Source organism: Haemophilus influenzae, assembly GCF_001457655.1.
Lineage (GTDB): Bacteria > Pseudomonadota > Gammaproteobacteria > Enterobacterales > Pasteurellaceae > Haemophilus > Haemophilus influenzae.
Genome location: NZ_LN831035.1, coordinates 940,335 through 962,570, shown reverse-complemented (window position 1 = coordinate 962,570; position 22,236 = coordinate 940,335). Strand labels below are relative to the sequence as shown.

The 22,236-nt window shown below is 37.2% G+C and carries 19 protein-coding genes and 6 tRNA genes; 15 read left to right on the top strand and 10 right to left on the bottom strand.

Annotation, left to right across the window (positions count from 1 at the left end; translation table 11 throughout):
* Positions 1–145: 145 nt before the first annotated feature.
* Both rlmKL and AT683_RS04845 read right to left on the bottom strand, forming a co-directional pair.
* Positions 146–2,281: a bifunctional 23S rRNA (guanine(2069)-N(7))-methyltransferase RlmK/23S rRNA (guanine(2445)-N(2))-methyltransferase RlmL gene (rlmKL, locus tag AT683_RS04850; RefSeq protein WP_011271890.1), complete on the bottom strand. Its 2,136-nt coding sequence runs from the start codon at positions 2,279–2,281 to the stop codon at positions 146–148.
* A 129-nt stretch (positions 2,282–2,410) separates the two neighbouring features.
* Positions 2,411–2,487: transfer RNA gene (locus tag AT683_RS04845), tRNA-Met, on the bottom strand.
* A gap of 186 nt (positions 2,488–2,673) precedes the next feature.
* Between AT683_RS04845 and mltA the strand changes: the two genes are divergently transcribed.
* The 3 genes from mltA to znuA all read left to right on the top strand — a co-directional run bounded on the left by mltA (position 2,674) and on the right by znuA (position 5,732).
* Positions 2,674–3,783, top strand: coding sequence for a murein transglycosylase A (gene mltA, locus AT683_RS04840; RefSeq protein WP_011271891.1), 1,110 nt, complete (start codon positions 2,674–2,676; stop codon positions 3,781–3,783).
* Positions 3,783–4,553 carry a tRNA cyclic N6-threonylcarbamoyladenosine(37) synthase TcdA gene (gene tcdA / locus AT683_RS04835; protein ID WP_005668509.1) on the top strand — a complete coding sequence of 257 codons (771 nt, stop codon included), beginning with the start codon at positions 3,783–3,785 and terminating at the stop codon, positions 4,551–4,553. Before mltA ends, tcdA begins: the two co-directional genes overlap by 1 nt.
* Before the next feature lie 177 nt (positions 4,554–4,730).
* Positions 4,731–5,732 carry a zinc ABC transporter substrate-binding protein ZnuA gene (znuA, locus tag AT683_RS04830; RefSeq protein ID WP_020910008.1) on the top strand — a complete coding sequence of 334 codons (1,002 nt, stop codon included), beginning with the start codon at positions 4,731–4,733 and terminating at the stop codon, positions 5,730–5,732.
* Positions 5,733–5,781: 49 nt separating this feature from the next.
* On the opposite strand, the gene AT683_RS04825 is transcribed toward znuA, so the two are convergent.
* The 3 genes from AT683_RS04825 to metC form a co-directional block, all read right to left on the bottom strand.
* The gene (locus AT683_RS04825) at positions 5,782–6,288 is read right to left on the bottom strand and encodes a DUF2301 domain-containing membrane protein (protein ID WP_005653606.1); all 507 of its coding nucleotides are present in this window, start codon (positions 6,286–6,288) and stop codon (positions 5,782–5,784) included.
* A gap of 112 nt (positions 6,289–6,400) precedes the next feature.
* Positions 6,401–7,762: a UDP-N-acetylmuramate:L-alanyl-gamma-D-glutamyl-meso-diaminopimelate ligase gene (mpl, locus tag AT683_RS04820; RefSeq protein WP_038440912.1), complete on the bottom strand. Its 1,362-nt coding sequence runs from the start codon at positions 7,760–7,762 to the stop codon at positions 6,401–6,403.
* 384 nt (positions 7,763–8,146) lie between these two features.
* Entirely contained in the window at positions 8,147–9,334 is a 1,188-nt protein-coding gene (gene metC, locus AT683_RS04815; RefSeq protein ID WP_011271894.1) for a cystathionine beta-lyase, read from the bottom strand.
* Positions 9,335–9,470: 136 nt separating this feature from the next.
* Here metC and AT683_RS04810 point away from each other — a divergent pair, with 136 nt between their 5' ends.
* The 5 genes from AT683_RS04810 (at position 9,471) to AT683_RS04790 (ending at position 11,179) form a co-directional block, all read left to right on the top strand.
* Positions 9,471–10,073 (top strand): peroxiredoxin C, encoded by a 603-nt coding sequence (locus AT683_RS04810; protein ID WP_005649619.1) that lies wholly within the window; start codon positions 9,471–9,473, stop codon positions 10,071–10,073.
* A gap of 100 nt (positions 10,074–10,173) precedes the next feature.
* Positions 10,174–10,731 (top strand): CDP-diacylglycerol--glycerol-3-phosphate 3-phosphatidyltransferase, encoded by a 558-nt coding sequence (pgsA, locus tag AT683_RS04805; RefSeq protein WP_005649617.1) that lies wholly within the window; start codon positions 10,174–10,176, stop codon positions 10,729–10,731.
* Positions 10,732–10,886: 155 nt separating this feature from the next.
* A tRNA-Gly gene (locus AT683_RS04800) sits at positions 10,887–10,962 on the top strand.
* A 4-nt stretch (positions 10,963–10,966) separates the two neighbouring features.
* Positions 10,967–11,053: transfer RNA gene (locus AT683_RS04795), tRNA-Leu, on the top strand.
* A 50-nt stretch (positions 11,054–11,103) separates the two neighbouring features.
* Positions 11,104–11,179, top strand: a tRNA-Lys gene (locus AT683_RS04790).
* Positions 11,180–11,294: 115 nt separating this feature from the next.
* Here AT683_RS04790 and AT683_RS04785 read toward each other — a convergent pair.
* The gene (locus AT683_RS04785) at positions 11,295–11,825 is read right to left on the bottom strand and encodes an inorganic diphosphatase (protein WP_005630160.1); all 531 of its coding nucleotides are present in this window, start codon (positions 11,823–11,825) and stop codon (positions 11,295–11,297) included.
* A 233-nt stretch (positions 11,826–12,058) separates the two neighbouring features.
* Between AT683_RS04785 and AT683_RS04780 the strand changes: the two genes are divergently transcribed.
* From AT683_RS04780 to AT683_RS04760, 5 genes are all read left to right on the top strand, one after another.
* A complete protein-coding gene (locus AT683_RS04780; RefSeq protein WP_005694416.1) occupies positions 12,059–13,375 on the top strand; it encodes an NCS2 family permease in 1,317 nt (438 codons plus the stop codon).
* 222 nt (positions 13,376–13,597) lie between these two features.
* Positions 13,598–14,239 carry a uridine kinase gene (gene udk / locus AT683_RS04775; protein WP_005654445.1) on the top strand — a complete coding sequence of 214 codons (642 nt, stop codon included), beginning with the start codon at positions 13,598–13,600 and terminating at the stop codon, positions 14,237–14,239.
* A gap of 8 nt (positions 14,240–14,247) precedes the next feature.
* Positions 14,248–14,835, top strand: a complete 588-nt coding sequence (gene dcd / locus AT683_RS04770) for a dCTP deaminase (protein WP_005649599.1) — start codon at positions 14,248–14,250, stop codon at positions 14,833–14,835.
* Positions 14,836–14,838: 3 nt separating this feature from the next.
* Positions 14,839–16,014 carry a hypothetical protein gene (locus AT683_RS04765; RefSeq protein ID WP_038440909.1) on the top strand — a complete coding sequence of 392 codons (1,176 nt, stop codon included), beginning with the start codon at positions 14,839–14,841 and terminating at the stop codon, positions 16,012–16,014.
* Complete coding sequence (locus AT683_RS04760; RefSeq protein WP_038440907.1) at positions 16,014–17,222, top strand: sugar transporter; 1,209 nt, start codon at positions 16,014–16,016, stop codon at positions 17,220–17,222. The genes AT683_RS04765 and AT683_RS04760 overlap by 1 nt, the downstream gene beginning before the upstream one ends.
* Before the next feature lie 60 nt (positions 17,223–17,282).
* Here AT683_RS04760 and der read toward each other — a convergent pair whose 3' ends face one another.
* From der to dnaQ, 4 genes are all read right to left on the bottom strand, one after another.
* Positions 17,283–18,797 carry a ribosome biogenesis GTPase Der gene (gene der / locus AT683_RS04755; protein WP_005694423.1) on the bottom strand — a complete coding sequence of 505 codons (1,515 nt, stop codon included), beginning with the start codon at positions 18,795–18,797 and terminating at the stop codon, positions 17,283–17,285.
* A 417-nt stretch (positions 18,798–19,214) separates the two neighbouring features.
* Positions 19,215–19,291: transfer RNA gene (locus AT683_RS04750), tRNA-Asp, on the bottom strand.
* Positions 19,292–19,314: 23 nt separating this feature from the next.
* A tRNA-Asp gene (locus AT683_RS04745) sits at positions 19,315–19,391 on the bottom strand.
* Positions 19,392–19,478: 87 nt separating this feature from the next.
* Positions 19,479–20,246, bottom strand: a complete 768-nt coding sequence (gene dnaQ / locus AT683_RS04740; RefSeq protein ID WP_038440904.1) for a DNA polymerase III subunit epsilon — start codon at positions 20,244–20,246, stop codon at positions 19,479–19,481.
* 60 nt (positions 20,247–20,306) lie between these two features.
* Here dnaQ and rnhA point away from each other — a divergent pair, with 60 nt between their 5' ends.
* Positions 20,307–20,771, top strand: coding sequence for a ribonuclease HI (gene rnhA / locus AT683_RS04735; protein ID WP_005687959.1), 465 nt, complete (start codon positions 20,307–20,309; stop codon positions 20,769–20,771).
* A 265-nt stretch (positions 20,772–21,036) separates the two neighbouring features.
* Positions 21,037–22,125: a porin gene (locus AT683_RS04730; RefSeq protein WP_058222193.1), complete on the top strand. Its 1,089-nt coding sequence runs from the start codon at positions 21,037–21,039 to the stop codon at positions 22,123–22,125.
* The last annotated feature ends 111 nt before the right edge of the window (positions 22,126–22,236 follow it).

The following is a 22,236-nucleotide window of genomic DNA, read 5'->3' as shown; positions in this document are numbered from 1 at the left end:
GCGTCGTCGTTGCGGGGGCGTATATTAATGATTTCATAAAACCTTGTCTAGCACTTTTTGAAAAAAAATGTTTGAGCGATAGTTTTTTATTCAGTTTGTTTAAAATTCACTATTTTTTCGACTATTTTTACAACTTGGCAAATCATTATATATGTTGAATCATCCAACAATTATGAATTTGTTTATTACGTTCAAAATCTAACGGTAAGGTTTTATGCGAAATTTCTACCGCACTTAAACCTAATTCTTCCAACGCAACTAAATTCATTTTGAATCCACGTTTATTATTCGAGAAAACAATTGTGCCATTATTCGACAAAACTCGTTTTAGATTGCGCATTAATTTCACATGATCTCGTTGCACATCCCAACTGTCTTCCATACGTTTAGAATTTGAAAACGTCGGTGGATCCACAAATATCAAATCAAATTGACGATCACATTTTTCTAACCATTGAAGGCAATCTGCTTGAATTAATTTATGTTGTTTACCTTCAATATCATTCAAAATAAGATTTTGCTCCGCCCAATTAAGATAAGTATTGGACATATCAACGGTCGTTGTCGATTTAGCGCCACCAAGTGCCGCATGAACAGTTGCAGAACCAGTATAAGCAAATAAATTTAAGAAATCTTTACCTTTTGCCAACGCTCCAATCATTTTTCTTGTTAAACGGTGATCTAAAAATAAGCCCGTGTCTAAATAATCTGTCAAATTTACCCAAAGCTGCGCGCCATATTCATTCACATAAAAGTATTCGCCTTTATTGGCTAATTTCTCATATTGGTTAGTACCTTTTTGTTTCTGACGAACTTTGAGGATCAACTTATTCGTTTCTACACCTGTAACGTGCAAAGTTGCAGTAACCGCATCTAACAAACGCTGACGCGCTTTATTTTCATCAATATTTTTCGGTGCTGCATATTCTTGCACAACAATGTAATCTGCATAACGATCAACGGCTAAATTATATTCTGGCAAATCGGCATCATATAAACGATAAGCGTCTAATCCTTGTTGCTTTGCCCATTTACTAATTTTCTTAATATTTTTTTGTAATCGATTAGCAAAATCGGTTGCAACCTCCGAAGTGCGGTTAAATTCTAGTTCATTTTCAGCGGTAATTTCGTCAGATTTTCGTTCTGAAACTTGATAATTCTTCTGCACACAATCTAATGGGCCATTTTTGGCTTTAAACTGTCGGCTGGCACGCATTCTCAAACAATCAAGTAATGTGGATTCGCTACTAAAAACAGAAACATTCCAACCACAAAATTCTTTTTTAAGTCTTTGCCCAAATACAGAATAGAGCGCGATCAATGCTGGGGTTGTGCCTAAGCGTTCCCCATAAGGTGGATTACAGATAACCGTACCGACTTCATTTAAACGAGGATTTTTCAACGCTGCAACATCACCTTGCTGCCATTTAATTAAATGTGAAACACCTGCATTTTGTGCATTCTTTTGCGCCTTTTTTAATACGCGGTGATCGAGGTCAAATCCATAAAAGTGCGGTTGAATTTCACGTTGTTTTTCTTCTGCTAATTCAATCGCTTCATTTTTTACTTTTTCCCAAGCCGATTGATTATGCGCTTTCCAAAAATCAAATCCCCAATGTAAACGATAAAGTTGCGGTGCAATTTTGGCTTCCATTTGTGCCGCCTCAATTAAAAGCGTGCCAGAGCCACACATTGGATCTACTAATGGAGAACCCACTTGCCAACCTGAACGCAGAACAATTGCCGCAGCTAGAGTTTCACGTAAAGGAGCTTGACCTGCATCTTCACGATAGCCTCGTAAATGTAATGCTTCCCCACTTAAATCTAAAGAAATCACTAAATTTTCACGATTCAAATAAGCATGGATACGCACGTCCGGCTGAATTTTATCTACATCGGGACGAGCTTTACCTTGACGTTCAAAGTAATCGACAATTCCATCTTTAACGCGCATCGCACCAAATTGAGTATGACGAATTTCTTGGTTGGTTCCATTAAAATCGACAAAGAATGTAACTCTTTCATCAAATAGCCCTAACCAATTAAAGCCTGAAACAGCCGCATAAAGATCCAAATCACTGTAAATTTTAGTTTCAATCAAAGGAAATAAAATGCGTGAAGCAAGGCGTGACCAAAGTAAAGTGCGGTATAAAGTTTCGTCATCTGCTTGATAATGAACGCCACCTTGAACCACTTTTGCCTCTTGCGCACCAAGTTCAGTGAGTTCAACTTTTAATAATTCTTCAAAGCCACGAGAAGTCGTTGCAAATAATTGTTTCATTTAGGTACCGATTTTGAAAATTTTGAGGGATTATAGCATAGAAAAAGATGATCTAATTGAGATCATCATAGCGAGTTAAACTGTAAAAAGAAAAGCCCTGATTTTCTAAATCAGGGCTTCAAAATTTGCTGGTTGCGGGGGCCGGATTTGAACCGACGGCCTTCGGGTTATGAGCCCGACGAGCTACCAAGCTGCTCCACCCCGCGTCTGATGAGGCGTACTATACTCGCTTAAAATTTAATTGCAAGAATTAAACAAAACTTTATCAATTGTTTGTTAATAAAATGTTCAATGTGTAGTTTTATTAAGCAATTTCACTAAATAACACTGGTTGTTTTCTGTAAATTTTGATAGCGTATGCGACCTTATTTCTGCTTACTTTAGGATTGAAAATGTCGGTGTGTAAACCATTTTGGTTCAAAACTTTTTCTATCTCAATTATTACCGCACTTTTGGTGTCTTGTACCTCTAACATAAAAAACATTCAGATTCCCACCACCTTAAATGGTAGTGATCCTCAACAATTCGGTGCAAAATATACCAATCGAACTTATCAGCAAGCAGCGCTTGTGCCTGTATCCAACATAGAAAACCAAAGTGCGGTAATAAATCAAGGCGATTTTTTAACACAGCTTTCCAATATAAAAAATTATTCGAGTAAACTTTCCACCAATTTTTACGACAATTATGAAAAGATTACAAATTGGGTTCTTTCTGGGGCAAATATTAATGAACTCACTCAATTTAATATCCATCCGCAAATTATGCGTGGATTTGATGGGTATCAAAATGTACTGATGACAGGCTATTATTCGCCTATACTTTATGCTCGTCATACCCCACAAGGTCAATTTAAAAATCCAATTTATCGTATGCCTGTAAAAAAACGTCTAAGTCGAGCACAAATTTATGCGGGCGCATTAACGGGAAAAAGATTAGAGTTAGCATATAGCGATTCAATGTTAGAAAACTTTTTACTTGGTGTACAAGGCAGTGGCTATGTAGATTTTGGCGATGGTAATCTTAACTATTTTGCTTACGCAGGACAAAATGGTTACCCTTACACGGCTATCGGGCGTTTATTAGTAGAAGATGGCGAAATTCCAAAAGAAAAAATGTCTATTCAAGCAATTCGAGAATGGGGTAATCGTAATCCCTCTCGTGTACAAAGCTTGTTAGAACGCAATGAAGCTTATGTATTCTTTAAAAATGATCCAAGTGGCAAAGTGAAAGGCTCTGCGGGCGTTCCTCTTGTAGCAATGGCTTCAGTGGCATCAGATCGCAATATTATCCCGTCTGGTTCTGTGCTTTTAGTCGAAGTACCCGACATTGATAATAACGGAAACTGGATTGGCACACACAAATTACACTTAATGGTTGCACTTGATGTAGGCGGTGCAGTGAAAGGTCATCACTTTGACTTATATCGTGGTATCGGTGCTAGAGCAGGACATATTGCAGGGCTTTCAAAACACTACGGTAGAGTATGGGTATTACGGTAATGGCTAGAATAGATAATTACGAACAACGCTTTGGTGGCATTGGGCGACTTTATACGCCTGATGGCTTAGCGCGCTTACGCCAAGCGCATATTTGCGTAATAGGCATTGGTGGCGTGGGTTCTTGGGTCGTGGAGGCCTTAGCACGTTCAGGTATTTGCGAACTCACATTAATTGATATGGATGATATTTGCGTCACAAATATCAATCGCCAACTTCCTGCGATGAGCGGCACAATCGGCAAATTAAAAACTGAAGTCATGTCAGAGCGAGTAAAATTAATTAACCCAGAATGTACCGTCAATATTATTGATGATTTTATCTCGCCAGAGAATCAATCGGATTATCTCAACCGAGGCTATGACTACGTCATTGATGCCATTGACAATGTGAAAACTAAAGCGTCGCTGATTGCTTATTGTAAACGTAACAAAATTAATGTGATTACTATTGGCGGTGCTGGCGGTCAAACTGATCCAACCCAAATTCAAATTGCCGATCTCAGTAAAACTATTCAGGATCCGCTGCTCGCCAAAGTGCGGTCAGTTTTACGCAAGGATTACAATTTTAGCCAAAATCCAAAGCGCAAATTTAGTATCGATGCGGTATTTTCAACACAACCTTTAATATTCCCACAAATGACTGAAGGCTGTTCTACTTCTGCCACAATGAATTGCGCAAACGGATTTGGTGCAGCCACGATGATTACGGCAACCTTTGGTTTTTTTGCCGTTTCTCGTGTAATAGATAAATTACTAAAGAAAAAATCTTAATCACCTCTTGAAAATGCACATTGACCATAAATGTGCATTTTTTATTGAATGAAACCTATTGACTTTGAAAATGAAAAATTTTCCCTCTTTTTACTATAAAATCGTTGCAATTTATATAAAAAGGCGTACTCTTTTTTCCCTTTGAGAATTACTACCAACAAGTAAGGAAACATAAATATGAAAAAACTTTTAAAAATTAGTGCCGTTTCTGCCGCACTTTTAAGTGCGCCAATGATGGCGAATGCCGATGTATTAGCATCAGTAAAACCTTTAGGCTTTATTGTTTCATCTATTGCAGATGGCGTAACTGGTACACAAGTCCTTGTTCCTGCAGGCGCCTCTCCGCATGATTACAATTTGAAATTATCTGATATTCAAAAAGTAAAATCTGCAGATTTAGTTGTATGGATTGGTGAAGACATTGATTCATTCTTAGACAAACCAATTAGCCAAATTGAACGTAAAAAAGTGATTACCATTGCCGATCTTGCGGATGTAAAACCTTTATTAAGTAAAGCTCACCACGAGCATTTCCATGAAGATGGCGATCATGACCATAAGCACGAACACAAACATGATCATAAACACGACCACGACCATGATCATAAACACGAGCATAAACACGATCACGAACATCATGATCACGATCATCACGAGGGTTTAACAACAAACTGGCACGTTTGGTATTCTCCAGCTATCAGCAAAATTGTTGCACAAAAAGTAGCGGATAAATTAACTGCACAATTCCCAGATAAAAAAGCGTTAATTGCACAAAATCTTTCAGATTTTAACCGCACTTTGGCAGAACAAAGTGAAAAAATTACGGCACAACTTGCAAATGTTAAAGATAAAGGTTTCTACGTTTTCCACGATGCTTATGGTTATTTCAACGATGCTTATGGTTTAAAACAAACGGGTTACTTTACCATCAATCCATTAGTGGCACCGGGTGCAAAAACTTTAGCGCACATTAAAGAAGAAATTGATGAACATAAAGTAAATTGCTTATTCGCAGAGCCTCAATTTACGCCAAAAGTGATTGAGTCTTTAGCGAAAAATACTAAAGTCAATGTAGGACAACTCGACCCAATTGGCGATAAAGTTACTTTAGGTAAAAATTCTTATGCAACATTCTTGCAATCTACTGCAGATAGCTACATGGAATGTTTAGCTAAATAAATCTTTCTAAAAACAATGACCGCACATAAAAGTGCGGTCATTTTCTTTGCTAAATTTGATATTTAGTTTTATCTCCAATATCAAAATGCAAAGGCATTCGCCATTTTTGTATCGCTAAAACTAAAAGTAATACGCCAGAAATAATAGAAAAAATGCGTAGTGCAATAAGATTATTTAACACCCACGAAAACCACAAGCAAGCCACAAATATCGGCTGTAAATTTAGCAAAGGCACGCGGAAACAAAAATATTCTTTAAAACACAAGCCACCTAAAGTAAGTAACGCACCGCCAAGAGCCAACGCAGGATAATGATTAATATAAAAAAGTAATCCTATCCAAGTAGCAAATTGAAAAAGCAATCGAAAAGATTTTAAGTAAATGTGTAACGAAGAGGCACAACAGGTTGCCGCAATTAATATAAATGTGAGTGATAAATCTGGATACCAACTCACTGTAAGAACAGCCAACGCCGCTATCACAAAACCAGTTCGGTAAATAATAACAGTCAGATAATCTAAAAAATCCATCGGTGATTTAATATGTGGATCAGCCATTGTATAAATGTTCCTTTTTATGAATTACAAATTAAAAATAAATATAGCCTAAAAGTCAGAAATAAAAAGTACAGTCAATTTAGAAACAGGTTCTAAATTAACCGCACTTTTATTATTTCAGTTTTAGCTTATCAAGAATTTTTTGATGAATGCCACCAAAACTGCCGTTAGACATCACTAAAATATGATCCGTAGGTTGAGCCTCTGCAACAATCATATCCACTAATCGATCTAAATTTGCATTCCAATAAGCAGGTTGTACACATTGGTTTGCAATATCTGCCACTTCCCAAGAAAGTTGTTCAGGTTGAAGCATAAACACGGCATCAGCTCGACCAAGTGCAGGCGCGATGTCATCTTTGTGAACACCCATTTTCATTGTGTTAGAACGAGGTTCAAGCACTGCAAGAATACGAACACCACCACCAACTTTATCTCGTAAAGCGGTTAGCGTAGCAAGAATAGCTTCTGGATGATGAGCAAAATCATCATAAACCGTAATGCCATTAACTTCACCTTTCACTTCTAAACGACGTTTAGCATTCACAAAAGATCCCAACGCTTTGCACGCATCTTCAATAGCAACGCCAGTATGATGAGCCGCAGCGATCGCCATTAACGCATTATGCATATTATGTTGTCCCACTACATTCCATTTTACTTCTGCCACTTTTTCTCCATGATGGAAGACAGCAAAATGTGAAGCATCATTTGTAATACGTTCAGCAAACCACTCGTTATCTTTGCCTAAAAATTGCTGTTGAGACCAACATCCCAATGCCAAAGTTTCTTTTGCACTTTGTTCACTCGCCGAACTTAATACCAAGCCACTGGCTGGGATAGTTCGAATCATATGATGAAATTGGCGTTGGATCGCTTTGAGATCATCAAAAATATCTGCATGGTCAAAACTAATGTTATTTACGATAAGTGTACGAGGATTGTAATGGACAAATTTCGAACGTTTATCAAAGAAAGCTGTATCATATTCATCAGCTTCAATAACAAAATAAGGGCTATCTCCTAAACGAGCTGAAATGCCAAAATTACCCGCAATTCCTCCGATTAAAAAACCTGGTTTTAAGCCATTTTGTTCTAAGATCCACGTTAGCATACCTGTTGTGGTTGTTTTTCCATGCGTACCTGAAATCGCCAATACCCAACGATCTCGCAATAAATGATCATGTAACCATTGAGGGCCAGATGTATATTTCAAATTATTTTCCAACACATATTCTACGCAAGGATTACCACGTTTCATCGCATTACCAACAATTACCATATCAGGCGCAGGTTGTAATTGTGCAACATCATAATTTGGAATAATCTCGATACCTTGCTCTTCTAAAAAAGTGTTCATTGGAGGGTAAACATTAGTATCGGAACCCGTTACGTGATAGCCCATTTGTTTAGCAATCATCGCCACACCGCCCATAAATGTGCCACAAATACCTAAGATATGAATATGTTTCATTGTATTTCTCTGTTGATTAAGGAAAACGAAAAATATGATAAAACAACTTCTATGAACTTTCAAAAGAAAAGACCATCATACCAAACTATATGATCTATAATTAACGCCACTGAACTATTATTTAACCACTTCAATAGGAATAAACAATGAAATTTAAGCGATAAAACAATTTCAGAAGCACAATAGCTCACTATTTACAAAGAAAATAATCAGCCGTTCTATGTAGCAAATCTTCCTGCATTACAATTTGGAAAAAGTATTCAAGTCGATATTATTGGGACTTCAATTCATTTTGCTGACGGTACCCAAATTGGTTTAGTTTCAGAACAAAAATAATCCTATAAAAAATGCCTGTGTAAAACAGGCATTTTTTTATCCGCACTTTTAAGCAATTCGCTCAAAACCAGCTTTCAAATCTGCAATTAGTTCATCCACATTTTCAAAACCAATATGCACACGAATTAATGAACCTGTAAGATTACGTTTAATATTTGGACGAATATGTGCAATTTCTTCTGGTTGATTACAAAGAATTAGAGACTCAAATCCTCCCCATGAATAAGCCATAGCGAACAGTTGAAAATGATCCATAAATTTTGATACTTGCTCTGAAGTTAATCGCTGGGTTAATTCAAAAGAAAATAAACCACTGCTTCCACTAAAATCACGTAAAAAGAATTCATGACCAGGGCAACTTGGTAAAGCTGGATGGTACACAGTTTTTACTTCTGGTTGCTCACTCAACCATTTTGCCACTTTAATACTGCTTTCCTGATGTTGTTTTAATCGTACCCCCAATGTACGGATACCACGAGCAGTCGTATAAGCAGAATCTGCATCAACCATTTGCCCCATTAAATAGGAATGTTCTCTAAGTTGATCCCAAGTTCGCGCATTCGCAACGGCAGTACCAATCATAATATCTGAATGACCCACTAAATATTTCGTACCCGCCTGAATAGAAATATCAATATCATGCTCTAACGCTTTAAATAGAACACCTGCCGACCAAGTATTATCAATCATAATCACAATATTAGGGTTCACCTTTCTTGCAGCCTTCACAATAGTCGGAATATCGGGAATTTCCATTGTAATAGAACTCGGTGCTTCTAAGAAAAGTACTTTTGTATTCGGTTGAATAAGCGTTGCAATATCCGCACCAATAAGAGGATCGTAATAAGTTATATCGATCTGCATTTTTTTCAGCACAATATTACAGAAATATTGGGTTGGCTCGTAAGCTGCACCACTCATTAACACATGGTCGCCAGTTTTAACAAAAGAAAGAATCGAATTAGTTACTGCTGCTGTACCACAAGGATAAAGATAACAACCTGCCCCCCCCTCCATTTCGCACATTAAATCTTGTAAAGCAAAATGTGTTAGCGTCCCTCTTCTGCCATAAAATAATTCGCCTTTTGCTCTACGTTGAGTAGCGTGTTTTTTATCTTCAATACTGTCAAATAGTAATGAAGAAGCTCGCTGTAAAACAGGGTTTACCGATCCTTGTGAAAAACGTTTTTGACGCCCTGCATGGACAAATGTTGTTGAGAGATTGTGTTGTTGCATATTTCCACCTTATTTTAGATAAGATTAATTGCTTTAATAGATAAAATCGAGTATAAAATGTCGGCGTTTCAAATAGAATCGCACCGCTATTTTGTGTGGCAAAACTTTAACTTAACTTTATATAGGAATTATGACTATGGTATTAGTAACCCGTCAAGCACCAGATTTTACTTCATCTGCTGTATTAAGCAATGGCGAAATCGTTGATAACTTCAACTTTAAAAAACACATTGCTGGAAAAGCTGCAGTAATCTTTTTCTACCCATTAGACTTTACCTTTGTTTGCCCTTCTGAGTTAATCGCATTTGACCACCGTTATGAAGAATTCAAAAAACGTGGCGTAGAAGTAGTTGGTGTTTCTATCGACTCTCAATTCACTCACAATGCATGGCGTAACACCCCAACTGAAAATGGTGGTATCGGTCAAGTTAAATATGCATTAGCGGCAGACGTAAAACACGAAATTGCTCAAGCATACGGTATTGAACATCCAGAAGCAGGCGTTGCATTACGCGCTTCATTCTTAATCGACAAAAATGGCGTTGTTCGTCACCAAGTAGTAAACGATCTTCCATTAGGTCGTAATATCGATGAAATGTTACGTATGGTTGATGCATTACAATTCCATGAAGATCACGGTGAAGTTTGCCCTGCTCAATGGGAAAAAGGTAAAGAAGGGATGAAAGATAACCCTGAAGGTGTTGCAAAATACTTAAAACAAAACGCTGATAAACTTTAATCCGTAATTATTTACAAGAAAGCCACATAATGTGGCTTTTTTTATATTCTTAGATACTTTAGAATAGGCATATCTCTAACACCAAGAGCGGTTCATTTCTATGAAATTCAATATCCCAATTTTCCTAACGATCTTTCGAGTCATTTTGATTCCTTTTTTCGTGATTGCATTTTATTTACCCATTGAATCATCTCCTTTCATCACAACACTGATTTTTTTTATTGCAGGTGTCACTGACTGGCTAGATGGCTATCTAGCTCGTAAATGGAAACAGACCACGCGCTTTGGTGCATTTCTTGATCCTGTTGCTGATAAAGTAATGGTAGTGGCTGCACTAGTTTTAATTGTCGAACATCAACATACATTTTGGATAACCATTCCTGCCATTATTATGATTTCTCGTGAAATTATCATCTCCGCATTACGTGAATGGATGGCAGAGCTTGGGGAACGTAGCAAAGTCGCAGTCTCTTGGTGGGGAAAATGGAAAACCACAGCGCAAATGTTAGCACTAGGCGGATTATTATGGCGTTATAACAACTATATGGAAATAGCAGCAATTATCTTACTTTATATCGCCGCTATTTTAACTATATGGTCAATGATCCAATATTTACAAGTAGCAAAAGGAAGCTTGCTAGATAATATTCAATTATAAATTTAAATAAAACACAGTTATTTTTTATGATAACCATCTATATTTGAGTTATTTTTAATCAAATAAAATATTTTTTATTTTTTTCGTTTGACAGCAATATATAAATCCGTAAAATACGCCCCGTTGTCACGTAGCAGTGCTGATTAGTGATAAATGCGGGAATAGCTCAGTTGGTAGAGCACGACCTTGCCAAGGTCGGGGTCGCGAGTTCGAGCCTCGTTTCCCGCTCCAATTTGCCCGAGTGGTGGAATCGGTAGACACAAGGGATTTAAAATCCCTCGCCTTTCGAGGCGTGCCAGTTCAAGTCTGGCTTCGGGCACCATTTAAACACCAATCAAAAGATTTGAAAATTTATTTTAAAATCATCTAATTGGGTCGTTAGCTCAGTCGGTAGAGCAGCGGACTTTTAATCCGTTGGTCGAAGGTTCGAATCCTTCACGACCCACCACTTTAAAAATAAAGTAAGCACCGAAAGGTGTTTTTTTATTATCTAAATCTCTGAAACTCATATAAAAAATCCCCGACTCAAAGAATCAGGGACTTTTACAATCAAACGTCTTTAATTAACGCTCATTCCAACGTTTAATAGACTCACGAATCACTTCTTTCGCTTCTTCTACATCGCCCCAATGGGTCACTTTCGTTGAGCCAGGTTTCTTAAGCGCTTTATAGTTATTGAAATGGAACTCAATTTGTTTAATTAAGTTTGCCGGTAAATCTGCTAATGAATTGTAGGCATTTCCTGTATCACGATCATCTGCAGGAACACAAACGATTTTATCATCCACTTCGCCATCATCAACAAATTTCATGACACCAATTACTTTAGCCTCAAGGAATACACCTGTTGCTAATGGTTGGCGAGTGATTAATAACACATCTAACTCATCGCCATCTTCATCTAAAGTTTGTGGAATGAAACCATAGTTAGTTGGTTTTGCAAAAATTGCTGGCTCAACACGATCTAACTGGAATGCCGCAACTTTACGGTTCCATTCGATTTTATGGCAGCTACCTTCTGGAATTTCATTTACTACATTGATAATGCCAGCATCTACATCGCCTGGCGTTAAAATTTGATTAAAATCAGCCATTTTGTTTCCTTCATTTTATCAAGTTAAAAAACGTGACAAGTATAGCAGTTTTTCTGCTGACTCGCAGTCTCATTTGTAGAGAAAATCAGCAAATAGATTATTTCATAACTATTCATAATTTTGACCGCACTTTATCCTAAATAAAACTCACGCAAACGTTTACTTCTCATTTTTATGATGTAAAATAGCGCACCTTATTACTTCCAATTTTTTACTTAACTTCAAGGAACACTATGCCAACTTTAGAAAAAACATTTGAACTCAAACAACGTGGTTCAACTGTTCGTCAAGAAATTATCGCGGGTTTAACCACGTTCTTAGCAATGGTTTATTCTGTCATCGTGGTACCCAATATGCTGGGTGCTGCAGGTTTTCCTGCGGAATCTGTCTTTATTGCCACCTGTTTAGTTGCAGGATTAGGCTCTATCTTAATCGGCTTATGGGCAAATGCACCAATGGCAATTGGTTGTGCAATTTCTCTTACTGCTTTTACAGCATTTAGCTTAGTGATTGGTCAAAAGGTCGCCATTCCCGTTGCGCTAGGCGCAGTATTCTTAATGGGGGTTGTGTTTACCTTAATTTCTACCACAGGTATCCGTGCATGGATCTTGCGTAATTTACCATCCAATATCGCTCACGGAGCAGGCATTGGTATCGGACTCTTTTTACTTTTAATTGCCGCAAACGGTGTTGGTTTAGTCGTCAGCAACCAAGCTGGCTTACCAGTAAAATTAGGCGATTTCACTTCATTCCCAGTCATGATGTCCTTGATTGGCTTAGCGTTAATTATTGGTCTTGAAAAAATGAAAATTAAAGGCGGCATTTTATGGGTAATTATCGCTATTACTATCGTAGGTTTAATTTTTGATCCAAATGTAAAATTTGGCGGAGAGATTTTCAAAATGCCAACCTTTGGTGAAAATTCTCTCTTCTTACAATTAGACTTTATGGGCGCACTACAACCCGCAATCTTGCCTGTGGTATTTGCTTTGGTGATGACTGCCGTATTTGATGCAACGGGCACTATTCGCGCAGTTGCAGGTCAAGCAGACTTGCTTGATAAAGATGGTCAAATTATCAATGGCGGTAAAGCCTTAACTTCAGACTCAATCAGTAGCTTATTCTCAGGCTTATTCGGTACAGCACCAGCTGCCGTTTATATTGAGTCAGCAGCAGGGACAGCAGCAGGCGGTAAAACAGGTATTACTGCTATCGTTGTTGGTGTGTTATTCCTATTAATGCTTTTCTTCCAACCATTAGCTTTCTTAGTGCCAGGCTACGCAACTGCTCCAGCATTAATGTATGTTGGTTTATTAATGTTAAGCAATGTAAGCAAATTAGATTTCGATGATTTCGTTGGTGCGATGAGCGGATTAATCTGCGCAGTGTTTATCGTACTTACCGCTAACATCGTAACAGGTATTATGTTAGGTTTTGCGGCATTAGTAATTGGAAGAATCGTGAGTGGCGATATTAAACGCTTAAATGTAGGTACTGTGATTATTGCAATCGTACTTGTTGCATTCTATGCAGGCGGTTGGGCGATTTAGTAACAGAAATAAGAAAAGGGAAAATCCTTCCCCTTAATTTTAATCACAAAAGTGCGGTGAAATTTTACCGCACTTTTTTTATACGCAGTACTACTCTTTCTTCAATAAGAAAATACCGTGATGAAGTTCACAGTTTTTAAAATTCAAGTGAAAAAATAAACGTGAAATTCACCGCACTTTTCTTTATAATTGCGTGAATTTTCCTTACATCGAAACACGATTATGTCAAATCCCTCTTGTATCATCATCGCCATCACAGGTGCATCTGCATCAGGCAAAAGTTCTATCGCTTCCACTGTTCACAAAGAGCTCTGTAATGAACTAGGCTGCCAAGAAATTGGTATCATTACTGAAGACAGTTACTATAAAGATCAAAGTCATTTAGAAATGACTGAGCGGGTAAAAACGAATTACGATCATCCAAACTCTATGGATCGCGATTTACTTATCCAACATTTAAAAAATCTAAAAAATGGCAGTGCAGTAGATGTGCCTGTTTATAGCTATGTAGAACATACTCGCACCAACGAAACAACGCATTTCACACCAAAACGAATCGTAATTTTAGAAGGGATTTTATTGCTCACAGACGAAAGAGTACGCCAATTAGCCGATATTTCTGTATTCGTAGACACACCACTTGATATTTGTTTCATCCGCCGTTTACAACGTGATATGGAAGAACGTGGTCGCTCTCTACAATCAGTGATTGATCAATATCGTGCAACCGTGCGTCCAATGTTCTTACAATTTATTGAGCCATCTAAACAATATGCGGATATTGTCATTCCTCGTGGTGGTAAAAACCGTATTGCAATCAATATGTTAAAAGCTCAAATCCTTCATTTATTGAATCAAAAATAGGAAATCTTATGCGTCTTTGCGATACTGATATTGAACGCTATCTCGATGATGGCATTATTTCTTTAACACCACGTCCAAATAATGACAAAATCAATGGTGCGACAATTGATGTTCGCTTAGGTAATTCTTTCCGTGTATTTCGTGAACACTCTGCACCTTTCATTGATTTAAGTGGCCCGAAAGAAGAAGTATCCGCCCAGCTTGAATCAGTAATGAGCGATGAAATTCTTATTCCAGAGGGGGAAGCATTTTTCTTACATCCTGGTACTTTAGCCTTAGCAACCACGCTTGAATCCGTGAAATTGCCAGCCAATATTATCGGTTGGTTAGATGGCCGTTCTTCTTTAGCCCGTTTAGGCTTAATGGTACATGTCACCGCACACCGTATTGATCCAGGTTGGGAAGGAAAAATCGTGCTGGAATTTTATAATTCAGGGAAATTACCATTAGCATTACGCCCAAATATGGTAATTGGTGCGTTAAGTTTTGAAGTATTAAGTGGCGAAGCAAAACGACCATACAGCAGCCGCAAAGATGCAAAATATAAAAATCAACAAAGTGCAGTAGCCAGTCGTATTGACGAAGACAAGGAATAATCGATGAAAAAGTTCGCACTTATCATAGGGATCGTCTTCTTGGCGATCTTTTCTTTTTTATATATTCAACTTTACCGCGTGCAAAGTGCTATTAATGAACAACTGGCACAACAAAACATTGCCGTTCAGTCAATCAATTTATCATTATTTTCTCCCGCACTTTCCCTTGAAAATCTAAAAACTACGCAATTTTCAGCTCAAAAAATTGAAGCTAAATTTAGTTTTTTGCCTCTTTTGTATGGAAACGCAGCACTTCATTCACTGAATATTCAACAGCTCAAATTAACTCAAAACACACAAAATCCTGCCAATGTATCGATAGAGGTTTCGCCTTTTTCGTTAAAACAGCTTTTATCAAAAAAAGTAATATTAAATGGCGAAAACCATATTCGCATTGAATTTAATAAGCCTATTTATGGAAAAACAAAAACTTTCCATTTTTCTTTCCATAAAGCGAATTTAGACTTCTCAACATCAGAATCAGCCCCACTTCAATTTGTAGATGCAAACCTAAATAATCAGCCTATCGGTTATATTGAAACTCACACAGCCCACCAACAAATAGTGACTTATATAAAACCACAATGCGATAACGATTGTTTAGCCGTATTGAAATATCAACAAATAGACAATCAAAGTGCGGTAAATTTTTCGGGTAAATATTTCCCTGTTCAACGCTTATTCGCACTATTAAATTTGCCAGAAATGTTAAGTGGACACGCCGATTTTGATCTTGATTTCAGCTTTTCATCTTCCGCGCTTATTCAAGGAAAATTAAATTTTTTAGCGCAAAATGGCGAAATTCTTGGTGTGAATCTATTGGATATGGTAGCGCAACATTTCCCGATTAATTACAACAATGATTTGTTACAAAACAAAGAATTAAACACTCGCTTTGAACAATTTTACTTACAATTATTTCTCCAACAAAATCAACTCATTGCTGAAAAAATCGAATTAAAAACGCCCGCACTTTTGGGGCAAGGAAAAGGCATCATTGATTTAAATCGAATGGAATGCAATGTGGATATTAATTTAAATTCTACGGATCAACGCTATCAAAATTTGACACTACCAATCAATTTTTTTGGTAACTGCAATTCTCCACAATACAAAATTAATTTTACGAAGAAATTCCGCCATCAATTAATTGATGCGATTAAAGAAAAGTTACGTTAATGTCGTTATATTTAAAAGCTGCAAAAATCCAATCATGGCGCGTGCTTATTATGGCTTGCGCAGGATTTATTTTTAATACTACAGAATTTGTACCCGTTGCAATGTTAAGCGATATTGCACAAAGTTTTAATATGCAAACCGCTGATACTGGTTTAATGATGACAGTTTATGCGTGGACAGTGCTAATTATGTCTTTACCAGCCATGCTTGCCACTGGCAATATGGAACGTAAAAGTCTGCTTATTAAACTTTTCATTATATTTATTGTTGGGCATATTTTATCGGTCATTGCATGGAATTTCTGGATATTACTTCTCGCTCGAATGTGCATTGCATTAGCCCATTCAGTGTTTTGGTCAATTACCGCCTCACTTGTAATGCGCATCGCACCTAAACACAAGAAAACTCAAGCATTAGGAATGCTCGCTATTGGCACCGCACTTGCCACCATCTTAGGCTTACCGATTGGGAGAATCGTCGGACAGCTCGTCGGTTGGCGAGTCACTTTTGGCATTATTGCGGTACTGGCATTATCCATCATGTTTTTAATTATTCGATTATTGCCAAATTTACCCAGTAAAAATGCTGGCTCTATTGCAAGTTTACCCTTGCTTGCGAAACGCCCATTATTACTTTGGCTTTATGTAACAACGGCAATCGTCATTTCAGCACACTTTACTGCTTATACCTATATCGAACCATTTATGATTGATGTAGGGCATTTAGATCCAAATTTTGCCACGGCTGTATTATTAGTTTTTGGTTTCTCAGGCATTGCAGCAAGCCTATTATTTAACAGATTATACCGATTTGCTCCCACAAAATTTATTGTTGTTTCGATGAGTTTATTGATGTTCTCTCTATTGCTCCTGTTATTTTCAACTGAAGCAATAATAGCAATGTTCAGCCTTGTGTTTATTTGGGGGATTGGCATTTCTTGTATCGGACTATCTCTACAAATGCGCGTACTAAAACTTGCGCCAGATGCAACCGATGTTGCCACAGCTATTTACTCGGGCATTTTCAATGCAGGAATTGGCGCAGGCGCATTATTTGGAAACCTTGCGACAACCTATTTAGGATTAAATGAAATTGGTTATACAGGCGCAGCATTAGGTTTAATCGGTTTCATCATTTTTATTACAACGCACTTAAAATATCGCCATACCTTTCTTCTGCAAAACAATAAAAAAATAACCGCACTTTAGTTCTCCAAAAAGAGTTTTAAAAGTGCGGTTAAATCTGTCTAAGTTTTATTTATCTTGCGTTTAACGTTTTGCTTTCTTAATAAACTTCATCAAACGTTTACGTTTACGCAATTGATTCGGAGTGAGTTTATTTTTGCGTCCTGCAAATGGGTTTGAGCCTTCTTGGAAAAGCAGACGAATCGGTGAACCAATAATTTTTAAGCTCTTACGATAATAATTAGATAAATAACGTTTATAAGAATCTGGTAGTTTATCCATTTGGTTACCGTGAACTACTATAATCGGCGGATTATAACCACCTGGGTGAGCATATTTTAATTTAATGCGACGACCGCCAATCATCGGCGGTTGGTGCTCATCCGTTGCCATTTGCAAAATACGAGTTAAAAGCGAAGTCGTCATTTTTTGAGTGGCACAAGCATAGGCTTCTTTAATCGAATCAAAAAGATTACCTACACCACTTCCGTGCAAGGCTGAAATAAAATGCACCCGAGCAAAATCAATAAAATCTAAACGACGATCAAGCTCAGATTTCACACGATCTTTCACATCTTGATCTAAACCATCCCATTTATTCACGACGATCACCAAAGAACGCCCTGCATTTAAAATAAAGCCGAGCAAAGATAAATCCTGATCAGAAATATTCTCTCTCGCGTCAATAGTCAGCAATACAACATTAGCATCTTGAATCGCTTGCAAGGTTTTAATCACAGAGAATTTTTCCACTGCCAAATGCACTTTACCACGCTTACGCACACCAGCCGTATCAATCAAGGTATATTGCTGTCCATCACGCTCCATTGGAATATAAATACTGTCACGTGTCGTACCTGGCATATCAAAAACCACTACACGATCTTCGCCTAAAATACGATTGGTTAAAGTAGATTTACCCACATTTGGACGACCTACAATGGCTATTTTGATATTTTTATCTTGTTCTTCTTCAAGTTCTTCGTCTAACGCATCATCAATTAATGCCGTATCTTCTTCTGAATCAAAATCGAATTCTTGTTCCCATTCGTCTTGTTCTTCCTCAGAAGTGCGGTCATTTTCATCGGCGTTTTCCATTTTTTCCGCAAAAGGCGCAAGTACTTGTTCCATTAATTGAGTAACACCACGACCTTGTGAGGCTGCAATTTGCTCAATTTCTCCTAAACCTAACTGATAAAATTCAGCACAATGAGAATCCGCATCAATACCATCGGTTTTATTTGCCACCACCACAGTAATTTTGTTTTGACGTTGGCGTAAATAATTAGCAATACCAATATCTGCTGCCGTTAAACCAGCTCTAGCATCCACAAGGAAAAGAACAATATCCGCTTCATCAATAGCAAGCAAAGATTGCTCCGCCATTTTTTCTTCTACCCCCTCTTCCGTTCCATCAATACCGCCAGTATCAATAACAATAAAATCATAGCCAGCAATATGTGCGTGACCATATTTTCTATCACGAGTTAAACCTGGAAAATCAGCGACTAACGCATCTCTCGTACGAGTAAGGCGATTAAATAATGTGGATTTTCCCACATTCGGGCGACCAACAAGGGCGACGACTGGAGTTGCCATAAAAAATCTCTTATTTTGTCAAAAATGGCGGCTATTATATCGGAAGTTAAAGGATTGGTAAAAAATCATTTCATAAAGAAAAGAAAAAGCCACAGGATACAATCCTATGGCTTTCTAAATACTGTTTATTTATCTACAACTTAACGTTATAATAATCTCGCTTTCAAGAATCCAGCTTGAAAGCGAGTGTTGCGCTTTTTCGCAACGTTTGAAGAGGATAAGAAAATGATTAAACTCATTATCCTTGTCGTACTACTATTATTAGTGAGCCAGACCGCTTACTAATAACACGACATACTAGGGAGTAGCCGCTCCCTAGTTCTTCAAATATTAAAAGTTTACTTTATTTTTGTCAAGGATGAATAAATTTCAGATACAAAAAAAGCACCCTTAGGTGCTATCTTTATTTATCTTAATTGGCGGAATGGACGGGACTCGAACCCGCGACCCCCTGCGTGACAGGCAGGTATTCTAACCAGCTGAACTACCACTCCGAGATAAGATATTAATTTTAAATTGGCGGAATGGACGGGACTCGAACCCGCGACCCCCTGCGTGACAGGCAGGTATTCTAACCAGCTGAACTACCACTCCGCTAAGTGGTGCGTATCTTAATGATGAACACAAATCTCGTCAATCTTTTTTTATTAAATTTTACTTACCTGCTTAAATTCCACACGATTAATGCACATTATTATTGCCAAAGCGTTTATCCCAAAGGCAATTATTTCCACTTTTTTTATTCATCATCTTTAAGAATTCTAAATGTGCTTGTAACTCATCATTAGTAGGTTGAAGTAATTTCAAATTGTGCGAAAAATCTACCGCACTTTTTATTTCTTCCGCCGTTTTTTCTTGCATAACATGGATAACTTCAGACTCAACAGATTCTTCATCGAATAAATTTGTTTGCCCTCCCGTCATCATCAAATAAACATCCGCCAAGATCTCGGCATCCAGTAACGCACCGTGCAAAGTACGTTTGCTATTATCAATACCTAAACGCTCACAAAGTGCATCCAAATTATTGCGTTTTCCAAGATACATCTGACGCGCCATTTGTAGCGTATCTGTCACCAAACAAATATCGTCAGTTTTCACATTAAGGTTAAGTTTACGAAATTCATAATCCATAAATCCAACGTCAAAGGGGGCATTGTGAATAAGCAATTCCGCACCATTAATATAATCCAAAAAATCTTGGGCTACGTCTTTGAATTCTGGTTTATCCGCTAACATTTCATCAGTAATACCATGAACTTTAATCGCATCAGGATCAACAGGGCGATCTGGCTTAATATAAATATGGAAATTATTACCTGTGTAACGACGATTTATTAATTCAACTGCACCAATTTCAATAATGCAGTGTCCTTCATAATGCGCGCCAAGCTGATTCATACCTGTAGTTTCAGTATCTAATACAATTTGGCGATTGGGATTAATCATTTGTTCAACCTCTCTCTTTCCATTAAAATACTTGCCATTCTACACAACAACCTTTTTGTTATGCAAAAACAGATTGAAATTTTTACTGATGGATCTTGCTTAGGTAATCCAGGGGCGGGTGGAATTGGTGCCGTATTGCGTTATAAACAACATGAAAAAATGCTCTCCAAAGGCTATTTCAAAACCACCAATAATCGAATGGAATTACGCGCTGTCATTGAAGCATTAAATACATTAAAAGAACCTTGTTTAATCACGCTTTATAGTGATAGCCAATATATGAAAAATGGCATAACAAAATGGATCTTTAACTGGAAAAAAAATAATTGGAAAGCAAGTTCTGGAAAGCCTGTAAAAAACCAAGATTTATGGATAGCCTTAGATGAATCCATCCAACGTCATAAAATTAATTGGCAATGGGTAAAAGGTCATGCAGGACACAGAGAAAATGAAATTTGCGATGAATTAGCAAAAAAAGGAGCAGAAAATCCGACATTGGAAGATATGGGGTACATAGAAGAATAATACAACTGATATAACATCATATTTTTCGATACCTAAAAATATTTAATACTTAAACCTAAAAAAGAACAAAAAACAATCAAATTCATTTAAAAAAGTGTGATCTTGATGAGATTTCAAGAAAATTAAAATTTTGGAGTATTGACATAAAAATTTTTTTTTGCGAAGATGTAGCTCGTCGCTCGCCTATTATTTTGTTTGGTGATTAGACAATTCTATTGGAAAAAAGTTCAATCATAGATAGTAACAACCATAAGGAATACAAATTATGAAAAAAACACTTGCAGCATTAATCGTTGGTGCATTCGCAGCTTCAGCAGCAAACGCAGCTGTTGTTTATAACAACGAAGGGACTAACGTAGAATTAGGTGGTCGTTTAAGCGTTATCGCTGAACAAAGCAATAGCACACGGAAAGATCAAAAACAGCAACACGGTGAATTACGCAATGCAGGTTCACGTTTCCACATTAAAGCAACTCATAACTTCGGTGATGGTTTCTATGCACAAGGTTATTTAGAAACTCGTTTAGTTTCAGATTATGAAAGCCGTTCAGATAACTTCGGTAATATTATAACCAAATATGCTTATGTTACTTTAGGAAATAAAGGATTCGGTGAAGTAAAACTTGGTCGTGCGAAAACTATTTCTGATGGCATAACAAGTGCAGAAGATAAAGAATATGGTGTTCTCGAGAATAAAGAATATATTCCTAAGGATGGTAATAGCGTTGGCTACACTTTTAAAGGTATCGATGGTTTAGTATTGGGCGCTAATTATTTATTAGCACAAGAGCGTGTGGCTTATAGTAGTAATGGTAATAAGCCAGGAGAAGTTTCTCCACAAAAAATCAGCAATGGTGTTCAGGTTGGTGCAAAATATGATGCAAACAACATTATTGCAGGTATTGCTTATGGTCGTACAAATTATAGAGAAGATATTAAAATAGGAGCAGGGGATGACTCAGGTAAAAAACAACAAGTAAACGGTGCTCTTTCAACTTTAGGCTATCATTTTAGTGATTTAGGCTTATTAGTATCTCTAGATAGTGGCTATGCAAAAACTAAAAACTATAAAGATAAACACGAAAAACGCTATTTCGTATCTCCAGGTTTCCAATATGAATTAATGGAAGATACTAATGTCTATGGAAACTTCAAATATGAACGCAATTCTGTAGATCAAGGTAAAAAAGCACGTGAACAAGCAGTATTATTCGGTGTAGATCATAAACTTCACAAACAAGTATTAACCTATATTGAAGGTGCTTACGCTAGAACTAGAACAGCTGAGAAAAGTAAAGGCGTAAAAACTGAAAAAGAAAAATCAGTGGGTGTAGGTTTACGCGTTTACTTCTAATCATTTGTTAGAAATACATTATTAAAAGCAAGGCGAATCGAAAGATTCGCTTTTTTTGCTTAAAATCAAGTTAAAAAATGATTAAGTTAAAAGTGTATAAATATTTAGGCT